The organism is Agrobacterium sp. ST15.16.024, assembly GCF_027956545.1.
GTDB lineage: Bacteria > Pseudomonadota > Alphaproteobacteria > Rhizobiales > Rhizobiaceae > Agrobacterium > Agrobacterium cucumeris.
On record NZ_JAQKGO010000006.1, the window covers coordinates 76,966 to 100,885 of the forward strand.

The 23,920-nt window shown below is 59.1% G+C and carries 20 protein-coding genes and 1 pseudogene; 9 read left to right on the forward strand and 12 right to left on the reverse strand.

Annotated features, from left to right (window positions below):
- From PL640_RS18070 to PL640_RS18125, 12 genes and pseudogenes are all read right to left on the reverse strand, one after another.
- Complete coding sequence (locus PL640_RS18070; protein ID WP_271362919.1) at positions 1 to 1,248, reverse strand: glucarate dehydratase family protein; 1,248 nt, start codon at positions 1,246 to 1,248, stop codon at positions 1 to 3.
- 1 nt (position 1,249) lies between these two features.
- Complete coding sequence (locus PL640_RS18075; RefSeq protein WP_271362920.1) at positions 1,250 to 2,047, reverse strand: sugar phosphate isomerase/epimerase family protein; 798 nt, start codon at positions 2,045 to 2,047, stop codon at positions 1,250 to 1,252.
- Entirely contained in the window at positions 2,044 to 3,078 is a 1,035-nt protein-coding gene (locus tag PL640_RS18080) for a hydroxyacid dehydrogenase (RefSeq protein ID WP_271362921.1), read from the reverse strand. Before PL640_RS18080 ends, PL640_RS18075 begins: the two co-directional genes overlap by 4 nt.
- Entirely contained in the window at positions 3,075 to 4,244 is a 1,170-nt protein-coding gene (locus PL640_RS18085) for an SGNH/GDSL hydrolase family protein (protein ID WP_271362922.1), read from the reverse strand. The genes PL640_RS18080 and PL640_RS18085 overlap by 4 nt, the downstream gene beginning before the upstream one ends.
- A 16-nt stretch (positions 4,245 to 4,260) precedes the next feature.
- Entirely contained in the window at positions 4,261 to 5,010 is a 750-nt protein-coding gene (locus PL640_RS18090) for an SDR family NAD(P)-dependent oxidoreductase (RefSeq protein ID WP_142842964.1), read from the reverse strand.
- Positions 5,011 to 5,027: 17 nt separating this feature from the next.
- Entirely contained in the window at positions 5,028 to 7,358 is a 2,331-nt protein-coding gene (locus PL640_RS18095) for an alginate lyase (protein WP_271362923.1), read from the reverse strand.
- A 71-nt stretch (positions 7,359 to 7,429) separates the two neighbouring features.
- Positions 7,430 to 8,958, reverse strand: a pseudogene (locus PL640_RS18100) (extracellular solute-binding protein).
- A 60-nt stretch (positions 8,959 to 9,018) separates the two neighbouring features.
- Positions 9,019 to 9,900, reverse strand: coding sequence for a carbohydrate ABC transporter permease (locus PL640_RS18105; protein WP_035223884.1), 882 nt, complete (start codon positions 9,898 to 9,900; stop codon positions 9,019 to 9,021).
- A gap of 11 nt (positions 9,901 to 9,911) precedes the next feature.
- Complete coding sequence (locus PL640_RS18110) at positions 9,912 to 10,841, reverse strand: ABC transporter permease (protein ID WP_142842962.1); 930 nt, start codon at positions 10,839 to 10,841, stop codon at positions 9,912 to 9,914.
- Positions 10,838 to 11,953: an ABC transporter ATP-binding protein gene (locus PL640_RS18115; protein WP_271362924.1), complete on the reverse strand. Its 1,116-nt coding sequence runs from the start codon at positions 11,951 to 11,953 to the stop codon at positions 10,838 to 10,840. The genes PL640_RS18110 and PL640_RS18115 overlap by 4 nt, the downstream gene beginning before the upstream one ends.
- A gap of 30 nt (positions 11,954 to 11,983) precedes the next feature.
- Positions 11,984 to 12,694, reverse strand: coding sequence for a GntR family transcriptional regulator (locus PL640_RS18120; protein ID WP_052819159.1), 711 nt, complete (start codon positions 12,692 to 12,694; stop codon positions 11,984 to 11,986).
- A 292-nt stretch (positions 12,695 to 12,986) separates the two neighbouring features.
- On the reverse strand, positions 12,987 to 14,213 hold the full coding sequence (locus tag PL640_RS18125) for an MFS transporter (RefSeq protein WP_271362925.1): 1,227 nt from the start codon (positions 14,211 to 14,213) through the stop codon (positions 12,987 to 12,989).
- Positions 14,214 to 14,334: 121 nt separating this feature from the next.
- Here PL640_RS18125 and PL640_RS18130 point away from each other — a divergent pair, with 121 nt between their 5' ends.
- From PL640_RS18130 to PL640_RS18170, 9 genes are all read left to right on the forward strand, one after another.
- Positions 14,335 to 14,928 (forward strand): TetR/AcrR family transcriptional regulator, encoded by a 594-nt coding sequence (locus tag PL640_RS18130; RefSeq protein ID WP_271362926.1) that lies wholly within the window; start codon positions 14,335 to 14,337, stop codon positions 14,926 to 14,928.
- A gap of 176 nt (positions 14,929 to 15,104) precedes the next feature.
- A complete protein-coding gene (locus PL640_RS18135) occupies positions 15,105 to 16,859 on the forward strand; it encodes an alkaline phosphatase (protein ID WP_052819161.1) in 1,755 nt (584 codons plus the stop codon).
- Positions 16,860 to 16,973: 114 nt separating this feature from the next.
- Complete coding sequence (locus PL640_RS18140; RefSeq protein ID WP_052819162.1) at positions 16,974 to 17,438, forward strand: hypothetical protein; 465 nt, start codon at positions 16,974 to 16,976, stop codon at positions 17,436 to 17,438.
- Between the two features lie 4 nt (positions 17,439 to 17,442).
- The gene (locus PL640_RS18145) at positions 17,443 to 18,132 is read left to right on the forward strand and encodes an ABC transporter ATP-binding protein (protein ID WP_271362927.1); all 690 of its coding nucleotides are present in this window, start codon (positions 17,443 to 17,445) and stop codon (positions 18,130 to 18,132) included.
- Entirely contained in the window at positions 18,129 to 19,583 is a 1,455-nt protein-coding gene (locus PL640_RS18150; RefSeq protein WP_271362928.1) for an ABC transporter permease, read from the forward strand. Before PL640_RS18145 ends, PL640_RS18150 begins: the two co-directional genes overlap by 4 nt.
- A gap of 259 nt (positions 19,584 to 19,842) precedes the next feature.
- Complete coding sequence (locus PL640_RS18155; RefSeq protein ID WP_271362929.1) at positions 19,843 to 20,301, forward strand: DUF1801 domain-containing protein; 459 nt, start codon at positions 19,843 to 19,845, stop codon at positions 20,299 to 20,301.
- 254 nt (positions 20,302 to 20,555) lie between these two features.
- Positions 20,556 to 21,593: an NAD(P)-dependent alcohol dehydrogenase gene (locus PL640_RS18160; RefSeq protein WP_153515925.1), complete on the forward strand. Its 1,038-nt coding sequence runs from the start codon at positions 20,556 to 20,558 to the stop codon at positions 21,591 to 21,593.
- A gap of 375 nt (positions 21,594 to 21,968) precedes the next feature.
- Positions 21,969 to 22,853 (forward strand): helix-turn-helix domain-containing protein, encoded by an 885-nt coding sequence (locus tag PL640_RS18165; protein WP_271362930.1) that lies wholly within the window; start codon positions 21,969 to 21,971, stop codon positions 22,851 to 22,853.
- A 97-nt stretch (positions 22,854 to 22,950) separates the two neighbouring features.
- The gene (locus PL640_RS18170) at positions 22,951 to 23,862 is read left to right on the forward strand and encodes an ABC transporter substrate-binding protein (RefSeq protein WP_080820364.1); all 912 of its coding nucleotides are present in this window, start codon (positions 22,951 to 22,953) and stop codon (positions 23,860 to 23,862) included.
- The last annotated feature ends 58 nt before the right edge of the window (positions 23,863 to 23,920 follow it).

Sequence of the window (23,920 nt, forward strand, 5' to 3'; positions counted from 1 at the left end):
CTACCAACGCGGCACACGCCTTTCATAATCGGGGTCGAAGAGCTTCATGTAGGCTGTGTCGTCGCGTTCCTTCATCGCGGTCTGCTCATAGAGAGCCGCAAGTTCGGTGAGCTTCTGCCGGTTGAGGCTGACGCCAAGTCCGGGCGCTGTCGGCACATCCAGACGACCGTTTCGGAATGTGAAAGGCGTGCCCTCGATCACATCGACGCCCGTCCATGGGTAATGTGTGTCACAATCGAAACTAAGGTTCGGCGTTGCGGCGGCCACATGCACCATTGCAGCAAGGGTAATGCCGAGGTGGGAATTGGAATGCATGGATACACCAAGCCCCAGTGTCTCGCAGGTCTTTGCGAGATGGGTCGAAGCGCGCAATCCGCCCCAATAATGGTGGTCGGACAGCACGATCTGTACCGCATTTTTACGGAAGGCGTCGGCGATCTGGTCGAATTCCAGAACGATCATGTTGGTGGCGAGCGGGATTGAGGTTGCGGCCGCCACCTGCGCCATCTGGTCCATGCCAATGACCGGGTCTTCGAGATATTCCAGAATATTTTCAAGCTTGCGGGCAATGTAGATGGCCGTTTCCACCGTCCAGCCGCCATTGGGATCGATCCTCAGGGGGTGATGGGGGAAGGCTTGCCGCAGTTTCATCATCGTCTCGATCTCGAGATCGGGATGCAGCACGCCGCCCTTCAGTTTCAGCGATTGAAAGCCGTAGGCGTCGACCATTTTCCGGGCTTCGCCGACCATCTGGTCAGGGGTCAGAACCTCCCCCCATTCATCCGCTGCTTCGCCGATATGGCCTGCAAATTTGAAAAACAGATAGGCGCTGAAAGGTACGCTTGTGCGAACCGCGCCGCCAAGCAGGTCTGAGAGCGGTCGGCCGAGCAGCTTGCCCTGAATGTCGAGGCAGGGGACCTCGAAGGCCGAAGCAACCACATCCGTCAGCTTGTGATCGGCGACAGCCGATTTGGCATTGATGCCGCCACCGCCCGGCAAGGCCGCGATGACACGCGATTTCAGTTCGTGAAGATGAAACGGGTCCAAGCCGACGAGGGCTGGCGCGGCGCGGCGCAACCCGTCCAGCGCCTTGATGCTTCCGTAACTTTCCCCAAGCCCGGTCGTGCCGTCGTCGCATATGACTTCGATGATGGTGCGTAGTGCATGGGGTTGATGGACACCCTTGCAATTCAGCAATGGCCGGTCTGGAATGGCGACCGGAGTGAGGTGGATTTCGGCTATGCGCATATCAAGAAACTCCTTGTCGCCACCAGTGGCGCGCAGCCTTCAGCGCGTCTTCCAGTGGTGGCAGTTGGGGGTGCCAGTGGCGTTCCCATTCGAGGCTGAGGGGAATTTTCCGTTCGTCCGGCTGGAGCAGCGAAAGCAGTTCCGCGATCGGAAAGTCGCCCTGGCCGGGCAGGACGTAGCGCCGTTTTCCGTCTCTATCGGTCGTGCTGTCCTTGACGTGCAGATGGACGACGTTTTTTGCGATGTGGTGCCAAAGGGTTTTGAGATCGCTGCCCCTGGCCCATGTATGATGGGTATCCCACAATATCCGGGCCGTCGGCACGTATTTCAGAAATACGAGCAGCTGATCGAAATCGGCCAGCGCATCATGGGTTTCGATCATCAGCTCGACATTCAGCCCGCGTGATTGCCGCAGACTTTGCCACTCGTCCAGCAGCGCCGCTGCGCTATCCAGCTCCTCCGCCCCAATTTTTTTGCCACCGTCAAATATCCGCAGATAGGCGATGTTGGCAGCTTCTGCCCAATCGATGAAGGGGTCTAGCTCGGAGAGACTGCTGCTGCCGAACAGCCGCATGGAGGTGTTGAGTGCGGCAATTCTGATGTTGCGTTCGGTCAGGAAGGCCGCAAATCGGGCAGGTGTGCCGAACTCGGCAACGAGCGCGGCGATCAGATCTATGGTGCCGGATAGTGCGCGCAATTCCACGCTTGTTATGCCATGGCGGTTTGCCAGATCGGCCGTCTCATGCAGGCTGAGTTCGGAGCAGCCGAGGGTCGAGAAACAATAGTTGGAACCGTTCATGCCATACGCTCCATATCCTGCTTGTGGACCGGGTGGAGGGGCGGAAGCCCCGCCACGAAGCGTTCAATCTCGGTAATGGCCAGATCGGAAAGTGCACGCAATTCGTTGCCCAGCGCCCCGGCTATATGAGGGGTGAGCACGACATTGGGCAGGTCATAAAATGGGCTTTCCGTTGGCAAGGGCTCGGGTTCGGGCGTGTCGATCAGGATGCGCAGTCGTCCGGAAAGCGCCTCGGCCAGTAATGCCTCGTGATCGACGAGCCAACCCCGCGCGGTGTTGATGAAAATGGCATGATCGGCCATCAGCGCCAGTTCGCGCGCGCCGATCATATGGTGCGTTTCCGGCAGGATCGGCGCGTGCAGCGAGACCACATCGGACCACGCCAGAAGCGCGTCCAACTCCGTTTTCCTCGCGCCGAGGGAAGCTGCTTCTTCAGCTGAGAGAAAGGGATCGTAAACGGCAATCTCAAATTTGCCGCGCGCCAGCATCTCCATCACCAGCCGCCCGATGCGTGAGGCACCGACAATGCCGACCTTGCGGGCATGATTGCCGAGATGAGCCAGGCTTTTGCCACGCCTGCTGCCAAAAACGCCGGTGCCGCGCTCTTCCCTGTGTTCATCCCGCAGCCGAAAGACATCCTTGCCGCACATGATGATTGCCGCATAGGTGAATTCGGCAACCGGCACGGCCATGGCGGAGGCTGCTGTCGTGACGAGAATATCGGACGTCTCCCAGAATTCCGCGGGTGCAACCATCCGTACAGATGATGCCGCATAGGCCAGCATTTTCAGCCGTGGTGCGCGTGAAAGTCGTTCGCGTGTGAGGGATGGCGTACCCCAGGCAGCGAGCAGAATATCCGCTTCGGCGAGAGCTTCGGCACCTTCCGCCGTGTCGAAGTCCATATGGGGAAAACCCGGAATGATATCCGTTATGGCATTCAGCCGCGCCCACTCGCGCGAACCGAAAAAACCTTCCGGAAGCTCGCTGCGCATGGCGATCAGCAGGCGTGGTTTGGTCTGAGAATGTTTCATGCGCGCACCGGATTTGAAACAGGGCGGATGTCGATCTTGGAAACATCGATCTCGATCGGTTGCGAACCGGACTTCAGGATTACATCGAGAAAAAGCGCAGGCGGTGTTTTGCCCGGCCGCAGTTTCAGGGGAGGGGTCCTTAACGCGCCTTGCCACCGTGCCGACGGAAAGGAAAAAAGCCTGCCGTCATCGGCGCGGAACGGTGCGAGCGCTGTCACCGTCTGTCCTTCGTCTGCGACATCTTTCAGCCGCAGCGATATGCCCAGAACGCCATCATGGGCCGGCACCTGCACGTCGCAGATCGCTTCCACCCAGACGCCGGTGCCGGGGTGGACAAGCTGCCCGCCGAGACGATGGTTCTCCTCACCTTTTTCGGTAACGATCCGGGCCGAGAGATCCGATGCGAGATTGCCTGCGGGATTGTTTACCGGATCGAAGCGATCATCCTTGGACAGAAGCCGGACCGGCGCACGGGGCACGATCGTTTCGAGATAATCCGCCAGTAATTTTCCGACGGCAAAGGCGCCGGCGATGGAAAAATGGGTTCCGTCATCAGAATAGCCCGGGTATGGCTCGCCGAATTCGCTATCAGGATCGACCCATGCGGCGTTCCAGTCGAAGACATGGCAATTGGCGTTGTTTGCAGCAAATTCGATGCTTCGCCGGTTTATCCAGTGCGCCTTGGCTCGCTCCACACCACCGGCGGGCCATTTCCCGATACTTCGCGCCAGAATGGGAAGCAGGATCACGGTCTTGCCGGCGGCGAGCAGGGCCGAAGCAATCCTTGCCCGCGTGTCGGCAATCGCCTGGCGCGTTTCCACCATCATGTCGTTGGTACCGGCATCGACAATGACGAGATCGAAATCCGATTGCAGCAACCGTGGCAATCGCCGCTCGATCTCGACCGCCTTCTGGCCGGAGACCCCGAAGTTGAGGCCGGAAAAGAACCGGCTGACACCGGGCCGGTTGCTCGGCTCCCAGCCGGGCGGCACGGATGGATCGTGGTGAACCGGGCAGCAAAGCCTGCCATGCGACAGGACTTCGGCCCAGCTCATCCAGCCGCGTGCCGATGTGGCAAGCGAGCTGGCGTCGCCAATATGGTTCTGCTGGACGAGCGAGGTGCCGAGAATGGCAATCCGGCTCGCCCTTGGTAACGACACGGACATGGTTTTTACCGGGATATCAGGAAAACAGGACGCCGCCATTGATGTCGTAGCAGGCGCCGGTGACATAAGCGGCATCATCAGATGCAAGGAAGGCCACCAGACCGGCGACGTCTTCGCTCGACCCTTCGCGCTTGAGCGATGTCGCGCCGGCCACCCGTTCGCGCACCTCAGGCTTGGTGAAGGTGTCGTGGAATGTGGTTGAGATCATGCCCGGGCAAACGGCGTTGACGCGGATATCGGGGCCGACTTCCTTGGCAAGCCCGCGGGTGAATGTCATCACGGCACCCTTGGAGGTGGCATAGGCAAGAGCGCCGGGGCCGCCGCCATCGCGGCCAGCCTGCGACGAGAAGGTGACGATGGCGCCGCCCTTTGCCATTTTGGGCAATGCGGCCTTCGCCGTCAGGAACAACGATGTCAGATTGACGTCGAGGACCTGATGCCAGAAGGCTTCATCCATCTCTGCAATTGTCTTGCGGGCGATCAGGCCGCCGGCAACATGGACGAGGCCATGGATCTCACCGAATTTGTCGGCAGCTGCGGATATGGCCGCCTCCACCTCGGTTGCTTTCGTGAGGTCCGCTCTGATCGCCAGAGCCGAACGGCCAAGTTTCTCGATTTCGGCGACGGCCGCGGCCGCGCCTTCTGCGGCACCATTATAGGTGAGAACGACATTGGCGCCTTCCTGCGCAAAACGGAGGGCACATGCCCGGCCGATATCCCGGCCGGCGCCGGCGACAACAACGGTCCTGTTGGTAAAACGCTGCATTGGAAAACCTCGTATGATTAGAACTGTTTGGGAAGTGAGAGCTTGAAACGCTCATCATCGACATCGCTGAAGTAGATGTCGGTGGAAAAACCCTGGTCATCGATGAAACTGAAGATGCGCTTCGGCTCCTTCAGGCTGTAAGGCACGAGAAGGGTGACAAGGCGATGCCGGGTGGCGGCCGGAACCGTGGCGCAGACATGGTGGTGAATGTCGAGCCCTTCGAATTCCTTCGGGTCGATATCGGGAAAACCTTCCACGGCGCTGATTTGCGGCGTGCCGGCCGAAGAATAGACGAACTGTCCATAGAAACCGGCCTTCTGGCCATTGTAGCGGAAGCTTGACCTGCCGGTCTGCGGGGCTCCGAGTGTATGGCAAAGCCATTGCAGTTCCTGGGGTTCGGAACATTCCACCTCGTCGACGATCACGAAATAGCTGTCATTGACGAAATGGGTTTCGCGCAGCACCTTTTGAACCAGCGGGTTCGCAACCTGGTAGGCGGCGGTCGCATCGCCGACGATGCGAACATGGCCGGGCTTTTCCTGCACCGAGACGATACGGCCGGCGGCGCGGCGCGCCAACGCCTTGTCCTTTTCCGCATATTGGCCTTTGCCGCCGATCAGCACGGCGTTTTTCGACCGTGTCTGACGCCGCCAGTTCAGGTGCATCTGCGAATTGAACGCCACATAATAACCGGACTGGATCGCCAGATCTTCGCCATGGGCATAAAGCACAAAGGCGTTCTGGTCGCCGTGGCTATGGCTGAGTGAGCCATAGGGGCTGGATTTGAAGACGAATTGCAGATGCTTGTCCGGGTCTTCCATGTCTTTTTGGATGGTCGCCCAACCGATATCATCGAAAACGGCGAGTGCCGGCAAGTCGGCGGGCGACACGGCTTCCACCTGCCGGTAATCGTGGCGATAGACGAGATCGTCGAAGTTCAGGTCCCACCAGCCGTAATTGTAAAACGCCATTTCAGTGCCGGTCGCATCGGCCTTGATGTGATCGAAATACCATTGGTAGTGGCCATTGCCGGTGACGCCGGCGAATTGCCGGACATTGTAGCCAAGTTTCAGGCCGGGAAGATCGCCGAGCGTGGAGTCGTCGCCGAAGTTGGCGCGACGGGTGCCGGGCGCCTTGGTGTAAAGCGGGAAGCGGCCGGTATTCTGGAAAAACGGCCGCTGATAAAGGTCGTAACCGATATAGGAGCGGATCAGGTTGGCGGCCTCGATGAGATAGGCCATGCCTGTCATCCAGTAATGCGGACCTTCCGCCCAGCCGCCATCGGTTCCGGCCCATGGCGAATAGAGCGTGGCGAGGAATTCGACGGTGTAATCAAGCCATTCTCCGGCCTCATCGCTTTCGCCCTGAAGCGCGATGCAGGCCGGTGTCAGCACAGCCGAGAGCGAACGCACCGCATGGCTGTCATAGGGAAAGACGTGAATGCGGGCATGTGCGATGACATGATCGGCAACTTCCCGTGTCCGTTCGAGAAGAACGGATCGAACGGTCCTGCGTTCGTCTTCGCTCAGATGGTCGTACAGCCAGTCATAACCCCAGGCAAGTGCGACGACGACACGGAACCCCGCCTCGTCATTATAGGCACGCGAGGTCGCCCCTCTCGGGTCCCAGCCGGCGACGGCCAGCAGCCATGTGCGGGACGCATCGAGAAGATCGTCGCGCCCGAGCACACGGCCGGCGATGGCCAGGTGCCGGATCGCATAGATCACTTCCTGGCAGTCTATATACATCTGCCGCCAGAGCGTGGCGACACGCATGTTGTTGGGATAGGGCTGCGGTTCCGGCATAACCGGCCGCTGCAGCCATGGTTCAACCGATTTTTCGTAAAACTCGGTCCAGCCGCAATGGTTGGGGTCCTTTGCAACGGCATCGGCGAAGGCGCTCAATTGCCCGGAGTTGAGCCAAAGCCGGGGATGGCTGGTTTGCGCGGCGGCGTGGCGGGCAGACCTGCCGGGCAGCGGCGTTTTTGGCAGTGCGGCACCAATCTCGAAACTGCGCACGGTGCTCCAGTTGGAATGCGCTGTTGCGGATTTCTGATCCCAAAGCGCGTAACACCAGTGATAGTGGCCCTCCGGCAGCGCTTCATCCGGTGTGAAGAAATTCCAGGCGAGATCTTCGAAGACGAGCGTTTTTTTGTCCGCAAAGCCGGGATCGGTTGAAATGCGCAGCACGTAACGCGCGCCGTCGTCGATATCGGGTAGCCATGAAAAGCGCGGAGGGTTCTCCGTCGGCTGTGCTTCTTCGCTCGGCTCGTAGCCAATGGTCAATGAGCCCGGGCGGGGTTCATCGAGAAGTGTCTGTCTGGAGATGGCCGGGGCAGAGGGACGCATTGCGCTCTAACTCCTATGAAAACAGATGGGAAAGGATGGCGGCAACAAAGCCGCCATCATGGTCGGAGGGTTTATTGCGCCGCCTTGTATTGGCGGTCATAGGCCGATTGCATCATCTTGATGACCTCGTCGTAACCAAGGGCGGTGAGGCGCTTTTTGTAGGCGTCCCAGCCTGTATCGACGTCCTGGGCGCCGAGAATCCAGGTCTGCTGCATTTCGGTCATGTAGGTGAGGATGCTCGGCCAGTAGCGGTCGAAGGTCGCCTTTTCCTCGGCGTTCAGGGAAACGCCCATGAACTCGTCCTTGAGGCAGTTGCACTTCTCGTACATGTCGATGCCTTCAAGCGCGATCTTGTTTGTCCACTGGCGCTCATATTCGTAATCCATCCAGTATCCGCGCGGGATCGCCGCACCGACTGCCCATAGCTGGGCATTGACCGGATCCTTGTTATCGAGGATTTCCTTCTTGAACTGCGGTTTGCCGTCGACCATTTCGTAAGTGAGGCCCTCGACACCGAAGTTCGACAGGATGCGGCCCTGCTGCGAGAACCAGAAGTCGAAATATTTGATGGTTTCGACGGGGTGTTCGTTGGTCGCCGAAATAGCCCAGCCAACGGGCTGGACACGCAGGCGGCGGGAATCTTCGAAACGCTCACCTGAAACCGTCTTGGGCGGAAGCATGGGCTTCAGCGCAAAACCCTCGATCTTCGGCGACAGGGCGTCATTATAGGTCGAGGTGCTGGCGAACCAGTCATGTGTCATGCCGCCGAGATTGTTGCCCAAGAGATATTCGCGCGAGCGGGCGCCGCGGGTGAATATCTCCTTGTCGATCAGCCCTTCCTTGTACCACTTGGCGACATTGGAAATGCCGGTCTTGTAGTTTTCTTCCGCCCAGGGGTGACGCAGTTTTCCGTCATAAACGGCAAAGTCGCCATAACGCTCCGATCCGGAAACGCGGGCGTCCCACAGATTGATGAGGCGGACGGCATCGATTTCTTCACGGGCAAAATAAGGCACCTCATCCTTGAGGCCGTTGCCGTTGGGGTCCTTGTCGCGGAAGGCTTTCAAAACCTCGTAGACCTCTTCCGGTGTCTCCGGCTGCTTCAGGCCAAGCTTGTCAAGCCAGTCCTGGCGGATGAACCAGCCGCGCGAGAACTTGCCGTCAGGCACATAGGGAATGAATAAAGCTTGCCATCCGGTCCGGAGATGGCGTTGCGGATTTCCTTGTGGCTATCGAAGAACGCCTTGAGATTGGGGGCGTTTTCCTCGATCAGCTCGTCGAGCGGAATGAACGCGCCCTCCAGCCCGTAACGGATGAAGTCTTCCTTCAAGCCGCCGGTGGCGTCGCCGCCGACGATATCGGGAAGATTGCCCGAGGCGATCAGAAGATTGAAGGCGTCGCGGCTGCTGGTGGTCGCCAGTGACGCCACGTTGCGGACATGAATATTGGTGATTTCCGCGGCCTTCTGCTCCACCGGCCATTTTTCCGAATAGACGTATTTGTCGCGGAAGTGGAAATGGATCGTCAGTTCCAGCGGGTCTTCGGTGATCTTGCCCGTATCCTGTGCCAATGCCGGCAGGGACAGGGTTGCGGCTGTCATCAACGCCAGTAGGGGCGCGCCTTTTCGTAGTGCTCTCACAGGTTCTCCTCCCTTGTGCTGCTACTCTTTGACCCCACCCAGCAGAATTCCTTTGGTGAAATACTTCTGCGCGTAGGGGTAGATGATGAGGACTGGAATGATCGACGCGATCATGATCGCCGATGTCACCGTCTCGAACGAATAGTGGGCGGTGAGCAGGCTTGAGGCGAATTCGTCATTGGAGTTGAGGTCGACGATGACGCGCTTCAGATAGACCTGAAGCGGGATTTTCTCCTCGCCGCGCAGCAGCACCATGGCCCAGAAATAACCGTTCCAGCGCGACACGATGCAGAACAGCGCGACGGTGACGATTGCGGGTTTCGACAGTGGAATGAATACCTTCCACAGCAGCTGCAATTCGCTGGCGCCATCCATCTTGGCCGCCTCTTCGAAGGATTTCGGCACGGCTTCGAAAAAATTGCGCAGCAGAATGACGTTGAACGCATTGGCCGCAAACCCGAGAATGATGCCGAAGCGGCTGTCGAGAAGCCCGAGATCGCGCATGTTCAGGAAGAAGGGGATCATGCCTGCGTTGAACCAGAGCGTAAATGCAATGGCGATGTTGAAGAAGGTGCGACCACGCAGGCGTTTGCGCGAAAGGGCATAGGCTCCGGGGATCATGATCAGCAGGCTCATGAGTGTGCCGCCGAAGGTGTAGATGAAGGTGTTGCCATAGGCGACCCAGAACATCCTGTCGGACAACACCCGGTCATAGGCGGCAAGTGTGACATCGACGGGCCAGAGCGTGACGCGGCCGGCGGTGACGGCAGCGCCCGAGGAGAGCGAGACCGACAGAACGTAAATGAAGGGATAGAGCGTCGACAGGACGAACAGGCCGAGAAGAATGGCGTTTGCCCAGCCAAAAATCTTGTCGCCGCGGGAATAGAGATTGAAGTTTGCCATGTTTCAGCTCCTCACCACAGCGATGTCGACGAGACTTTTCGGCTGATGCGATTTGCCGAATAGACGAGGACGAAGGCGATGACCGCGTTGAACAGGCCGGCGGCCGTCGCCAGATCGTATTGGGTGCCCTGCAGGCCGGTGCGGTAGATGAAGGTGGAAACGACGTCCGCCGTCTCGTAGGTGGATGGGCGGTAAAGCAGGATGATATATTCGAACCCGACTTCGACCAGATTGCCGATGCGGATGATCAGCATGATCACGATTGTCGGCAGGATGCAGGGCAGGGTGATGCGCCACATCATCTGCCAGCGCGACGCGCCATCCACCCGGGCGGATTCGTAAAGCGTCGGGCTCACGCCGGCGATGGCGGCGAGATAGACGATGGATTCGAAGCCTGCCTCTTTCCAGACGGATGAGCCGATGTAGACGGGGCGGAACCATTCCGGCTGGGTCAGGAAGTAGATCGGCTCAAACCCAAGGCCTTTCAGCATGAGATTGACGATGCCGATTGATGGCGAGAGGAAATTGATGACGATGCCGGCGACGATCACCACCGAAATGAAGTGCGGCAGGTAAACGACCGTCTGCGCCCAGCTGCGGGCAATGCCGCTTTGAATTTCGTTGAACATCAGGGCCAGAATGATCGGCACCGGAAAGGCGAAGATCAGGCCAAGGCCGCTGATGGTGATGGTGTTCCAGAAGGAACGAATGAACATGTCATTCTGGAAAAGCTCCACGAAATTCGCAAATCCGACCCAGGGGCTCTTTTCGATGCCGCGAAAGATCGAGAAATCCTGGAATGCGATGACCAACCCATACATGGGTTTGTAAAGGAAAACCGCAAACCAGATGAGCATCGGCGCAAGCAGGAGGTAGAGCTGCCAGTCGCGGCGCATGTCTTCCTGAAGGTCGTGAAGGCGCCCCTGAAAATCCTGTTTCATGGCCGCGCTCCACCCGGGGTTTTGAGCGATCTTCCGGTCGCCGCATCAAAGACGTGGACGCGTGCGGTATCGATGGAAAGCCGGTTGACGCCGTTGAGGGCATGGTCGCCATAAAGCGTTTCGGCTTTGGCGATGAATGGCTGGCCATCGGCCTTCCCATGCAGCAGCGCTTCAGCGCCCAGAGGCTCCACGAGGTCGATGCTGCAATTTAGAACATCGCGGCCATCGCCGGCCTCCACCGACATGATTTCCGGCCGCACACCGAGCTTGACGGCCTGTCCTTGCGTTGCGTTCTTCGCGAAGGCATCGGGAATGTTGAAGCGTTGCCCGGAGCCGCCGCTCAGGGCAACGGTGACACGGCCATCATGGCTTTCGATCGTCCCGTCCAGAAGGTTCATCGGCGGAGAGCCTATGAAACTTGCGACAAATGTGTTTGCCGGTTCGAGGAAAACTTCCATCGGTGAACCGACCTGTTCGATATGGCCGCCATTCATGATGACGATGCGGTCGGCAAGCGTCATCGCCTCCACCTGGTCGTGGGTGACATAGATGCTGGTGGCCTGCATACGCTTGTGCAGCAGCTTGATCTCGGCGCGCATGTGGGTGCGCAGCTTGGCATCGAGATTGGAGAGGGGTTCGTCAAACAGGAAGATTTTCGGCCGGCGCACGATGGCGCGGCCCATGGCGACGCGCTGGCGCTGGCCGCCGGAAAGATCGGCCGGCTTGCGGGCCAGATATTCGGTAAGCCCCAATATCTGTGCGGCTTCCGCAACGGCCTTGTCGACGACGGCCCGCTTCTCACCCCTGACGCGGAGGCCGAACGCGATGTTTTCGGCCACGCTCAGATGGGGATAGAGCGCATAGTTCTGGAATACCATGGCGACATCGCGATCTTTCGGGGCGACCTTGTTGACCACCCGGCCGTCCATCGAAACGGTGCCGTCCGAGATGTCCTCCAGGCCGGCGAGCATGCGCAGCGTGGTGGATTTTCCGCATCCCGAAGGACCAACGAGGACAACGAATTCCTGCGGCTGTATGGAAAGATTGATACCGTGGACGACTTCGAGGGCGCCATAGCGCTTGACGACGTCGTTGATTTGAACTGCAGACATGAAAGGCCCCTCCTCAAAAGCCTTGAATGTTCAGTCAGGCGTCTTCGACCCCCGTGAGGCGCGCTTCCTCGTGACGCGCGTGTTGACCTGCTCGATGAAGGTCCAGATTTTCGGGTTCTTGGAGAGTTCTGCGATCTTGGTTTCGAGTGATCCGAGATGGCGCTGGACGGCTTCGCGTGCGGCCTCGATATCGCCCGACTCGATGGCGCTCACGATCGCTTCGTGCTCCTCGATCACCTTTTCAGTGCGACGAACCGCAAAAACGCGCTTCAGATGGCGCATCCGGTCCATTTCGCCTTTCGCCTGATTGACGACGCTCCAGGCGCCGGGAAGGCGGGCTGCGGCGAAGATGGTGCGGTGAAATTCCTCGTCCAGCAGGAAGAAATCCGTGAATTCCTCGTCCTCGGCAGCGGTGCGCTGCTGGGAAATGCAGGTTTTCAGACGGGCGATGTCTTCCAGCGAGTGCCGCTTGGTTGCCTCGATGACGGCGCCCTCTTCCAGCTTGAACCGGATGAAGCATGCTTCCATGTAACGCTGCACGTCGATGGGCGAGATATAGGTGCCGCCCTGCGGCACGACGGTTACGAAACCTTCTTCGGAAAGGCGAATGATCGCCTCGCGCACCGGCGTCTTGCTGACATGCAGGAGCGCTGCGATTTCCTTTTCCGACAATGCGCGCCCGGGAAGCAGCTTCACTTCGACAATCAGTTTGCGAAGCAGGGCATGGATCCGGTTTGTCATGTTTCCATCAGCCGGCAAGTCTCGCGGGGTGACGAGTTCGGACAATGGCAGCGATGGAAACTCAAGAGCGTTAGACATATCAATTACCAAACTGAGATATCAGATTATGTAGTGACATATCTATTGTGTTTTTGAGAGTCAAGCGCGAATGATCGGTTGGGAAGCGCCACACCGAAAAACCGGAGCGATCTTTTGATCGCTCCGGCGCAAGGATCTTGATTTTGAAGGGAGTTTCAGCGGCGGCCAAAAGCGCCTTGCGGGCATGATAATGCCAGCTTTTTTGCTGCCATTATTATTCCGCGGGCTGTACCGCACATGCCGGGTCGGAGGGTCTCTGCTCTCCGGAAAGGCTGCGCTGACCGAGGCCAATGATGGCGACTGTCGAAAGGCTGGCAACAACGGACATCCAGAAGCCGTTGGTGGCGCCGAAATTATCGATGACCCAGCCGGAGATGAAGGCGCCGAGCGCCATGCCGATACCGATGCCGGTCATCACCCAGGTCACGCCTTCCGTCAGCATCGATTCCGGCACGCGGCGCTCGATAAGGCCGAATGCGGTGATGAAGATGGGCGAGATTGCAACGCCGCTGAGGAAAACCGCAAAGGCGAGCAGGGCAACGGTCGTGGTGGCGAAGAGGAGCGGCAGGGCGGTAAGCGCAAGGACGCTGACGGCGATGAGCAATTGCCGTTGCAACGGCATTTTTGGATTGATCGCGCCAAGCAGCAGGCCGACAACGAAAGAGCCGATGGCATAGACACCGATGACAAGGCTGGCGGCTTCCGGCTGGCCGAGCTGTTTGGTGATGGCCACAGCGCTCACCTCGGCCGTGGCGAAGGTCGAGCCCACGAAGATCAGGGCGAGTGTGATGATCTGGACCGGCCGCAGCCGTATGGCCGATTGCTGCCGTTTGCCGCCTTCCACCGGGCGTACCTTGGGTTCCGTCGAGCGCTGCAGCAGGAAGGCAAAGGTGCCGAGCGCCAGTGATGCCGTGCTGATCATCATGCCCGCTTCCGGAAACAGCGAGACCGCAAGCCCGACGGAAAGCGATGCGCCGGAAATATAAACCAGCTCATCGGCGGCGGATTCAAAGGCAAAGGCCGTGTTCAGCTCTGGCCGGTCGCGGAAGATTTCTGTCCAGCGGGCCCGCATCATGGCGGGGATGCTGGGCATGGCGGCGGCAAGGAAGGCTGAAAGGAACAGGGTCCAGACCGGCCACCTCTGGTTCGTGGCGAGGATCAGAACCACAAAGGCGATGACCGATATGATGGTGGCAGGGATGAGGACCCTGCTCTGGCCCTGGCGATCCACCAGGCGGGAGATCTGCGGTGCCGCAGCCGCATTGGTGAGTGCGAAGGTTGCCGAGACGGCGCCGGCAAGCCAATATTCGCCATGGGTCTGCGAAAGCATGGCGACGATGCCGATCGGCGCCATCGCAATTGGCAGGCGGGCAAAGAAGCCGGCAGCGGAAAAGCCCTTCGCGCCCGGAGCCCTAAAAATTTCTCTGTATGGATTAGACATCGGGATGCACCTTGTTCAGGGAGTATCTACCACACACATACGTGGCGTATGTGAATGAGATAATTGCATACGTCGCGTATGTCAACTAATATACGTGATGTATGTGGACTACGGAGAAAAAATGCGCAAACCCCGCAGTGAAATGATTGCCGAGACACGGGCAAAGCTGCTGTCCGCCGGTCGCAAGGCATTTGGCAGCATTGGTTATGCCGAAGCGTCGATGGATGACTTCACCGCCGAGGCGGGGCTGACCCGTGGCGCGCTTTATCACCATTTCGGTGATAAAAAGGGCTTGCTGCTGGCGGTTGTCGCTGAGATCGACGCGGAGATGACGAAAAGGCTCTGTGAGATCTCGTCGAAAGCCGCGACCCGGTGGGACGGTTTCATCGATGAGAATGTCGGTTATGTCCGCATGGCGCTTGAGCCGGAAATCCAGCGGATCATGTTTCGCGATGGACCGGCCGTGCTCGGCGATCCCTCCCGCTGGCCAAATGCCAATGGCTGTATCTCCGCCGTCGCGCGAAGCCTTGACGTGCTGAAGCAGGAAGGGACGATCACCGATATTGACCCGGAGGCGTGTGCCCGTTTCATCAACGCGGCAAGCAGCAGCGCCGCCCAGTGGATCGCCAATTCCGACGATCCTGAGACGACTTCCAAACGGGCGGTTGAGAGCTTCCGAACCTTGCTCGAAGGGTTGCGCATTCGCAAAGGCTGATGCGCGTCCGTTCAGGCGTGCACCTCTCGATTGAAGGGAGAGCGGCGTGTCGAGCGCCTGCCTCACAGCTTCCCCGTCAGCGCCAGCTTTCACGACATGGCAATCAGCAAGTCATCCAACTGTCATATGGCGGGTCTAGGAGAGGTTGTGGTTTTCACATGTCTCGTGAGGGGAATATGCGCAAAATTGTTGCTGCTTTGGTCGCTACGACCTTTCTTGCCGGCGCCGCTCAGGCTGCCGAGGTCTATCCGCTTGATCGTGCTACGATCCTGACCGGTTCACCGTTTGATTTCAAAGCGGAATTCGACGCCGTCGTAAAGCCGGAAGACGTCAAGATCACCGTCAATGGCCAGGATTACAAGGCTGTTCTCGGCAAGGACGTCGAGTTCGTTGCCGAAGAAAAGAACAAGGACAAGGTTCTTGGTTCGGCCGTCATCCTGCGCGGCATCACGCTCGCCAATGCCGGTGACTACAAGGTTGAAGTTTCGGCCGGTTCCGAGACCAAGAACGTCACCTGGACGGTTTATGGCACGCCTGCCCAGGCGAAGGCCAAGAATGTGATCTTCCTGATCGCCGACGGTCTGTCGGTCGCCCATCGCACTGCCGCCCGTATCATGTCCAAGGGCATGACCGAGGGTAAGGCCAATGGTCGTCTCAACATGGATGACGTGCCGCCGGTTGCCTTCATCGGCACATCCGCCACCGACGCCGTCGCCACTGACAGCGCCAATACCATGTCGGCCTACATGACCGGCCACAAGACTGCCGTGAACGCTATCGGCGTTTATGCCGACCGTACTCCGGCCTCGCTTGACGATCCGAAGGTCGAAACGCTGGCTGAAGCCCTTCGCCGCCAGACCAAGAAGTCGATCGGCATCATCTCCACCGCCGAACTGCAGGATGCGACGCCGGCTGCCGTTGTTGCCCATACCCGCAAGCGTGGCGACAAGGCCGACATTAACGGCATGCTGTTCGACGTGAAGCCGGATGTGCTTCTCGGCGGCGGTTCCGCCTACTTCCTGCCGCAGGCGACCGCCGGCTCCAAGCGTAAGGACGACAAGGACTACATCGCCCTGTTCAAGGAAGCGGGCTACACGCTGGCGACCAGCAAGGCTGAACTCGCAACGGCTGCCGGCACCAACACCGGCAAGATCCTCGGCCTGTTCCACACGGGCAACATGGATACCACGCTTGACCGCGAGTTCCTGAAAAAGGGCACCACGGGCAAATTCCCGGACCAGCCGGGTCTGGTTGAAATGACCAAGGTTGCGCTCGATAATCTGTCAAAGAACCCGGAAGGCTTCTTCCTGATGGTCGAAGCGGCGAACGTCGACAAGATGTCGCATCCGCTCGACTGGGATCGCGCCGTCGTCGACACGATCGAATTCGACAAGGCCATCGGCGTTGCCCGCGAATTTGCGGCCAAGAACCCCGATACTCTGATCATCGTCACCGGTGACCATACCCACGGCGTTTCCATCATCGGCACCGTTGATGATGACAAGCCCGGTACGGACATGCGCGAAAAGGTCGGCACTTACGCCGAAGCCGGTTTCCCGAACTACGAAGACAAGGACGGCGACGGCTATCCGGACAAGGTCGACGTTTCGCGTCGCCTGTTCCTGAACGCCAATAACGGTCCGGATCACTACGAAACCTTCCGTCCGAAGCTCGATGGCCCGTTTGCGCCGGCCATCCAGAACGAAAAGAAGGAATATATCGCCAACGAGCAATACAAGGATGTTCCCGGTGCCGTGCTGGTCACCGGCATCATTCCGAAGAGCTCCGACAGCGGCGTACACGCGGTTGATGATGTCGTGCTGCAGGCCGAAGGACCGGGTGCCGAAGGCTTCCGCGGTTACATGGAACAGAGCGATGTCTACAAGGGTCTCGCCGAAGCTTTCGCTCTCGGTGCCAAGCAGACCAACTAACATCTGAACGGGGTAAGGGCGCGCCACCATGGCGTGCCCTTGCCGTCATTTACGGTCCTGCATTGCCGGCCAAGACGGCTGACGATGAAAGACCTTTCAGGAAGGAAAATGGTCATGAGCAAGCCTGATCCGGCGCGGTTCAATCGCCGCCAGACCCTTGGTCTCATCGCTGGGCTGCCTCTGCTGGCCGCTGGCACGCGCGCGCAGGCGAAAAGCGACATCACCTTCGATGAGCTTTATGGCAAGGTCAGTGTTCTCGGGCTGGAGTTTTCCGAAAAGGTCAAACAGCTGAACGGCAAGGAGGTCGCCATGCGCGGCTTCATGGCGCCGCCGCTGAAGGCTGAAGCACAGTTTTTCGTGCTCACCGAAATACCCATGTCGATCTGCCCGTTTTGCTCCACCGATTCAGACTGGCCGGACAATATTGTCGTCGTCTATCTCGGCGAAAAACAGACCTTTACCCAGCCCAGCCAGACGATCGAAGTGCGCGGCACACTGGAAACGGGTTCCTGGACCGATCCGGACACCGGCTTCGTCAGTCTCCTGCGCATTCGCCAGGCAGAATACGCGACGGTTTGAGACCATGCTGCCTCTGAAGATAGAAAATCTTGCCGTCTCCTTTCCCGGACTGGCGGCTCCGGTTCTTGTTATCGACCATCTGGAAATCGCTGCCGGAAGCCACGTGGCGCTCACGGGTGGTTCCGGTTCGGGCAAGAGCACCCTCATCAACATCATCGCCGGCCTTGAGCGCGTTAAGACCGGCCGCGTCGTGTGGGGGAACGAGAACATCGCTGATCTTGCCGAAGGCCGTCGCGATCGTTGGCGAGCTGCCAATATCGGCCTCGTCATGCAGGAGTTTCATCTTTTCCCCGGTCTCTCTGCACTGGATAACATCCTGTTGCCGGCCCGCCTGTCGCGCGTGGCGAATGCAGAGCTTATAAAACGTGCAGAATCCCTGTTTGCGACCGTTGGCCTCAAGCGCCCCGGACAGCATGTCGAGACCATGTCGCGGGGTGAAATGCAGCGTGTTGCCATCGCCCGGGCGCTGCTGCGCAGCCCCGGTGTCATCATTGCCGACGAACCGACGGCCAGCCTCGATCTCGAAAGTGGCGAGGCGGTGGGCGATTTGCTGCTTGCCGTTGCAGCCAGCACCGGCAGCACGCTGATTGTCGCGAGCCACGATCAGCATTTGATCAGTCGCCTTGACCGGCGCCTGACCCTCAGTGGCGGCCGTCTCGTTGCCGATACTGAGCGGAAGGAGATCGCAGCATGATCGGTTTCATCCTTGCCGACCTGCGTCGCCTGTGGCTGGGCGGGGCCGTCGTGGTTCTGCTGGTGGCGCTGGCCACCGCACTTGGCGTGGCGGTCACGTTGCAGGAACGGTCTTTGCGTCTCGGCAGCGCCCGTGCTGCCGATAAATTCGACCTCGTCGTTGGCGCTGCCGGCAGCGAAACACAGTTGATCCTTTCATCCATCTTCCTGCAGGCGGCGCCCCTGCCGCTGGTGGATGGCACCGTCCTCACCCGGCTTGCCGCGGATTCGCGTGTGGCATGGGCCGCTCCTGTCGGATTTGGCGATTCTTTTGCCGGCTATCCCATTGTCGGCACGACGACGAGCCTCGTCAGTAACACCACGCCGGGCTTTGTCGAGGGCAGGATGTTTGCTTTGGAAGGCGAAGCGCTTCTGGGCGCTGCCGTCAACCTCTCCGTTGGCGCCGAGATCAAGCCGATGCATGGCACCGCCGAAACCGGCGGCCGCACCCATACGGAGATCGCCTACAAGGCCGTCGGCAAACTGCAGCCGACCGGCACCCCCTGGGATCGCGCCATTCTCGTTCCCATTCAGGCTGTGTGGCACGTCCATGGTCTTGGCCAGGAACATGGCCATGATCATGACGAGGGCCAGCACGAGGACCATGGTGAGAGCCATGGGGAAGGCCAAGCGGCTGCGCATGATGAGGGGCGTCAGGAGGATGGCCATGATCACGCCCATGAAGGCGGGGCACATCATGAGGATGGTAACTCGCATGTCGAAGGTGAGGCCGGCCACGCCGATGCCATTATTCAGATCGGCACGCAGGATCCCAAAGCTGCTCTAGTGTTGAACGCCTCTCCGGGACATGCCGAGTCCGATCATCATGGCAGCATCGATCCCGATGCGCCGATCGTGGAGACCTTTGGCGAAAACATGCCCGGCCTGCCGGCCATTCTCGTCAAACCGAAGACGATTGCCGATGCCTATCGGCTGAGACAGGAATATCGTAGCGGCAACACGCTTGGCGTTTTCCCGGGCGAAGTACTGACCGGTCTTTATGCCACGCTTGGTGATGCCAAGATGGTTCTGGGGGCGGTCGCTGCCGGTTCGCAGGGATTGGTGGCGGCAGCGTTGATGCTGGTAACGGTGATCCATGTCGGACAACGGCGCAGGCAGATCGGCGCATTGCGGGCATTCGGTGCGCCCCGCGGCTCGGTCTTCGCCATCGTCTGGCTGGAGCTTTTCTTTCTGGTGGCGCTTGGTGTCGGTATCGGTTTTCTGCTCGGTCTGGGCGCTGCCCATATCGGCGCGCAGCTGTTTACCGCGAAAAGTGGCGTGATCCTGCCTGTTGGCTTCACCCGCGAAGATTTGCGCCTTGCGCTTTTCCTGCTGGGTTTTGCCGCTGTTCTGGCCGCGATACCAGCGCTGCTTGCCTACCGCCAGTCTCCCGCAGCCGCACTCCGCGCCTGAGAGTACCTATAAGCCACGGTTTTTAGATCTATCGAACGGTGTGCCAGTCGGAGTGATTGGCAGGGTGGTGCCCCTTGTTTCGATCACCATGCCGACAGATCGGGGTGTGTCGCCTGTAATCTGGCTTGAACATGCCCTCCGGCCCGGGAAGCGAAAGACGTAGATAAAATATAGTTTTTTTACTGCGGTCGCTTTTTGTGGCAGGCTTTCCCCACACCTGCGAAATCGGCGGGAAACTGCGTGACACTGGAGGGACGAGATGGCTGAAAAGAAAACGGAAAGAGCTGCCGAAACCGCGGAGGTCACAGCTTCCGCTGTCACACCGAAACTTCTTTCAGGCGGCAATCCACAGATTGCCAAGGGGTACGGCGATGCGCCGGTGCAGGCCTATATTGCCGCCATGCCGGGGTGGAAAAGCCCGGTCGGAGCGCGGATCGACATCTTGATTGAAAAACTGGTGCCCGGCGTGCGCAAGGCCGTGAAGTGGAACTCGCCTCTCTACGGCATGGAGGATGGCGTCTGGTTCCTCGGCCTTCACTGTTTTGCCAGATATATCAAAGTTAGTTTCTTCAACGGTGCGTCTCTGGCGCCGCCACCGCCCGGTGCGTCGAAGCAGCCGAAGGTTCGTTACCTGGATATTCACGAGGGCGCATTCGATGAGGCGCAGTTTGGTGAGTGGGTGAAACAGGCAAGCCGGTTGCCGGGTGAAAAGCTCTAGGGCGGGGTGGTTCGTCAGGCCTTCAGGGGAAGGCAACGCCCCGGCATGGGCAGACGAATCACGTCCTGTTTTCCGCTCTGGAAAAGCCATGACGCCCGGCCGGTGATGAGAAATCGCGGGCGCCTCGATACAGTTTTTCCCTCGCGAAGAAAAACCGGCCGATCCGGCGGATTTCTGTTTACTTTTGCCGAAGTTGCACGCCATCACGCTGATTGAACTCGCTGCCAGGCGTATCGCAAACCATGGAGAATGAGATGAAAGCACTGGTGCTGGAAGAAAAAGGCAAGCTCTCGCTCAGGGATTTTGACATTTCGGGTGAACTCGGACCGAAGGATGTGCGCATCCGCACCCATACGGTCGGCATCTGCGGCTCGGATGTCCATTATTATACTCACGGCAAGATTGGCCATTTCATCGTCAATGCTCCCATGGTGCTCGGCCATGAGGCGTCGGGAACGGTCATCGAAACCGGTGCCGAGGTGACGCATCTGAAGGCCGGTGACCGTGTCTGCATGGAGCCTGGCATTCCCGATCCGACGTCGCGCGCATCCAAACTCGGCATCTACAACGTCGATCCCGCCGTTCGCTTCTGGGCGACGCCGCCGATCCATGGCTGCCTCACGCCTGAGGTCATCCACCCCGCCGCCTTCACCTACAAGCTGCCGGACAATGTGTCCTTTGCCGAAGGCGCCATGGTGGAACCCTTCGCCATCGGCATGCAGGCGGCACTCAGAGCGCGCATCCAGCCGGGCGATGTCGCCGTCGTTACCGGTGCCGGCCCGATCGGCATGATGGTGGCGCTGGCAGCACTTGCCGGCGGTTGCGCCAAGGTCATCGTTGCCGATCTCGCCCAGCCGAAGCTGGATATCATCGCCGCTTATGACGGTATCGAGACCGTCAACATCCGCGAGCGTAATCTTGCCGAAGCCGTGGCCGCTGCTACGGACGGCTGGGGTTGCGACATCGTCTTTGAATGCTCGGGCGCTGCACCCGCCGTGCTCGGCATGGCGAAATTGGCACGGCCCGGCGGTGCGATCGTGCTTGTCGGTATGCCGGTTGATCCGGTGCCGGTCGATATCGTTGGCCTGCAGGCCAAGGAGCTTCGGGTTGAGACGGTTTTCCGTTACGCCAACGTTTATGACCGGGCAGTTGCCCTCATCGCATCCGGCAAGGTCGATCTGAAGCCGCTTATTTCCGCAACCATTCCCTTCGAAGACAGCATCGCCGGTTTTGATCGTGCGGTGGAGGCACGGGATACGGATGTGAAGCTGCAGATTCTGATGCCGCAATAACGATCAGGCCAATTGCCCGCTGATGACTGAGCGGCAGATGCCCTGCGGAAAAGTATAAGCGCGAACTGCCGGTGATCGGTCGTTCGCGCTCTAAAAATTCATCAAATCTCTTCCCGTCATGCATATTATATCGGCGTATCACGCAAAATTGCGCGAAAAAATCGGCGCAACTGCCAGCTTAATTGGCAGCCTCTGCATGCAACTATTCAATTTCCGACAAAAAAGAGTCAAAAAAGTATCGGTAATTTCCACGGCTTGATGTGGAAGTAAATGCGCGGCAGGCCATATGCTCCCCGTTAACGCCTGGGACGAGCCATAAAGAGGAATGGCCTTGCTCCGCAAATGCGGCGGACGTGACTGATGGGAGGAGTATTAATGCAGCCCGATCTGGAACTGGTACACATCCGCAAGGGCGAATCCTTCGCTGCCTGGCGGCATGGCTATCCGTTCCGCACCGTGCGCTGGCATTATCATCCCGAATATGAAATTCACCTGGTCGTTGCCACGTCAGGCACGTTCTATATCGGTGACTTCGTCGGTCGCTTCACTCCCGGTCAGCTCATCATGACCGGCCCCAATCTCCCCCAGAACTGGATCAGCGAGATCGAGCCGGACGAGATCGTGCCGACACGCTCTCTCGTGATCCAGTTTCCGGAGACCTTTATCGAGGATGCCTGCACCTCCATGGCCGAAATGGATGTGGTGCGCGCCCTGCTGGATCGCAGCCGCCGCGGCATTCTGTTTGACGACGAGACGAGTGACCGGGTTCGCCCGCTGGTGCTTCGGCTGATCGAGGCGCAGGGGCTGACGCGGCTTGCGCTTTTCTGGGAAATTCTCGATCTGCTCGTCAACGCGCCGTCTTCAGAAGTGCTGGCAAGCCTGAGCTATGAACTTGATTTGACCGGCATCGGCGATAGCGGCATCAACCGCGCTCTGTCGCATCTGCGCCAGCATCTGACGGAACAGGTCGAGGAAATCGATCTTGCCGACATGGTGGGCCAGAGCCCGAGCGCCTTTTCCCGTGCCTTCAAGCGTCACACGGGAACGACGCTGGTGCGCTATCGCAATCAGTTACGCATTGATCTTGCCTGCCAGATGCTCTTGGCGGATCAGGACGTGAAGGTGGCGGAGGTCTGCTACGATGTGGGCTTTTCCAACCTTTCGAATTTTAACCGGCATTTCCTGAAATTGAAGGGAATGTCGCCGTCGAGGTTCCGAACCATATTCGCAGCCCAGAAGGCAGCGGTCATGGCGGATTAAACCAGCGACACATCGCCGATTTTTACCAATTCGGGCAGAGGTCTGTCCGGAAACGGGCACTTGTTGCCCCAACTTTCCAAACGGGAGGAATAGTGAGATGAAAATGAAATCCAAGTTTCTGATGGCAACAGCTGCAATCGCAATGATGGCTGCTCCGGCGCTGGCGCAGGAAAAGCTGAAGATCGGCATGACCTTCCAGGAGCTGAACAACCCCTATTTCGTATCGATGCAGGAAGCGCTGAAAGAAGCCGCAGCAAGCATCGGCGCAGATGTCGTCGTGACCGATGCCGGCCACGATGTGGCAAAGCAGATTTCCGACGTTGAAGACATGCTTCAGCAGAAGATCGACATTCTGCTCCTCAACCCGACGGACAGCGCCGGTATCGAAGCCGCCGTGCATGCTGCAAAGGCTGCCGGCGTGATCGTCGTTGCTGTAGACGCCAACGCAAACGGCCCGGTCGACACCTTCGTCGGCTCGAAGAACCGTGACGCGGGCTACAAGTCATGCAAGCATCTCGGTGACGCGCTCGGCGGCAAGGGTGAAGTCGCAATCCTTGACGGTATTCCGGTCGTGCCGATCCTGCAGCGCGTTGAAGGTTGCAAGGCAGCGCTTGCCGAATTCGCCGACATCAAGCTGGTCGATACGCAGAACGGCCGTCAGGACCGCTCCGTTGCTCTCGGCGTCGTTGAAAACATGATCCAGTCGCGTCCGAACCTCGCCGGTATCTTCTCGGTGAATGACGGCGGCGCGATGGGTGCACTCGCTGCTATTCAGGGTTCCGGCAAGGACATCAAGCTGACCTCGGTAGACGGCGCTCCGGAAGCAGTGAAGGCGATTGCCGAGGGTGGTCCTTTCATCGAAACCACCGCGCAGTTCCCGCGTGACCAGGTCCGTGTCGGCCTTGCCATGGCGCTTGCCCAGAAGTGGGGCGCACGCGTGGTGCCGAAGGAAGTCCCGATCGACGTTATGGTCGTCGACAGCAAAAACGCCGGCGAGTTCAGCTGGTAAGAACTCCTCCCAGGCCCCGTCCCCATCTAGTATGGGGGCGGGGTTAAATCCCGACCAT

What these genes read in the sequence shown, in the direction of transcription:
- PL640_RS18070 (WP_271362919.1), bottom strand. Translation starts at nt 1,248, where the DNA reads ATGCGCATAGCCGAAATCCACCTCACTCCGGTCGCCATTCCAGACCGG.
- PL640_RS18075 (WP_271362920.1), bottom strand. Translation starts at nt 2,047, where the DNA reads ATGAACGGTTCCAACTATTGTTTCTCGACCCTCGGCTGCTCCGAACTC.
- PL640_RS18080 (WP_271362921.1), bottom strand. Translation starts at nt 3,078, where the DNA reads ATGAAACATTCTCAGACCAAACCACGCCTGCTGATCGCCATGCGCAGC.
- PL640_RS18085 (WP_271362922.1), bottom strand. Translation starts at nt 4,244, where the DNA reads ATGTCCGTGTCGTTACCAAGGGCGAGCCGGATTGCCATTCTCGGCACC.
- PL640_RS18090 (WP_142842964.1), bottom strand. Translation starts at nt 5,010, where the DNA reads ATGCAGCGTTTTACCAACAGGACCGTTGTTGTCGCCGGCGCCGGCCGG.
- PL640_RS18095 (WP_271362923.1), bottom strand. Translation starts at nt 7,358, where the DNA reads ATGCGTCCCTCTGCCCCGGCCATCTCCAGACAGACACTTCTCGATGAA.
- PL640_RS18105 (WP_035223884.1), bottom strand. Translation starts at nt 9,900, where the DNA reads ATGGCAAACTTCAATCTCTATTCCCGCGGCGACAAGATTTTTGGCTGG.
- PL640_RS18110 (WP_142842962.1), bottom strand. Translation starts at nt 10,841, where the DNA reads ATGAAACAGGATTTTCAGGGGCGCCTTCACGACCTTCAGGAAGACATG.
- PL640_RS18115 (WP_271362924.1), bottom strand. Translation starts at nt 11,953, where the DNA reads ATGTCTGCAGTTCAAATCAACGACGTCGTCAAGCGCTATGGCGCCCTC.
- PL640_RS18120 (WP_052819159.1), bottom strand. Translation starts at nt 12,694, where the DNA reads ATGACAAACCGGATCCATGCCCTGCTTCGCAAACTGATTGTCGAAGTG.
- PL640_RS18125 (WP_271362925.1), bottom strand. Translation starts at nt 14,213, where the DNA reads ATGTCTAATCCATACAGAGAAATTTTTAGGGCTCCGGGCGCGAAGGGC.
- PL640_RS18130 (WP_271362926.1), top strand. Translation starts at nt 14,335, where the DNA reads ATGCGCAAACCCCGCAGTGAAATGATTGCCGAGACACGGGCAAAGCTG.
- PL640_RS18135 (WP_052819161.1), top strand. Translation starts at nt 15,105, where the DNA reads ATGCGCAAAATTGTTGCTGCTTTGGTCGCTACGACCTTTCTTGCCGGC.
- PL640_RS18140 (WP_052819162.1), top strand. Translation starts at nt 16,974, where the DNA reads ATGAGCAAGCCTGATCCGGCGCGGTTCAATCGCCGCCAGACCCTTGGT.
- PL640_RS18145 (WP_271362927.1), top strand. Translation starts at nt 17,443, where the DNA reads ATGCTGCCTCTGAAGATAGAAAATCTTGCCGTCTCCTTTCCCGGACTG.
- PL640_RS18150 (WP_271362928.1), top strand. Translation starts at nt 18,129, where the DNA reads ATGATCGGTTTCATCCTTGCCGACCTGCGTCGCCTGTGGCTGGGCGGG.
- PL640_RS18155 (WP_271362929.1), top strand. Translation starts at nt 19,843, where the DNA reads ATGGCTGAAAAGAAAACGGAAAGAGCTGCCGAAACCGCGGAGGTCACA.
- PL640_RS18160 (WP_153515925.1), top strand. Translation starts at nt 20,556, where the DNA reads ATGAAAGCACTGGTGCTGGAAGAAAAAGGCAAGCTCTCGCTCAGGGAT.
- PL640_RS18165 (WP_271362930.1), top strand. Translation starts at nt 21,969, where the DNA reads ATGCAGCCCGATCTGGAACTGGTACACATCCGCAAGGGCGAATCCTTC.
- PL640_RS18170 (WP_080820364.1), top strand. Translation starts at nt 22,951, where the DNA reads ATGAAAATGAAATCCAAGTTTCTGATGGCAACAGCTGCAATCGCAATG.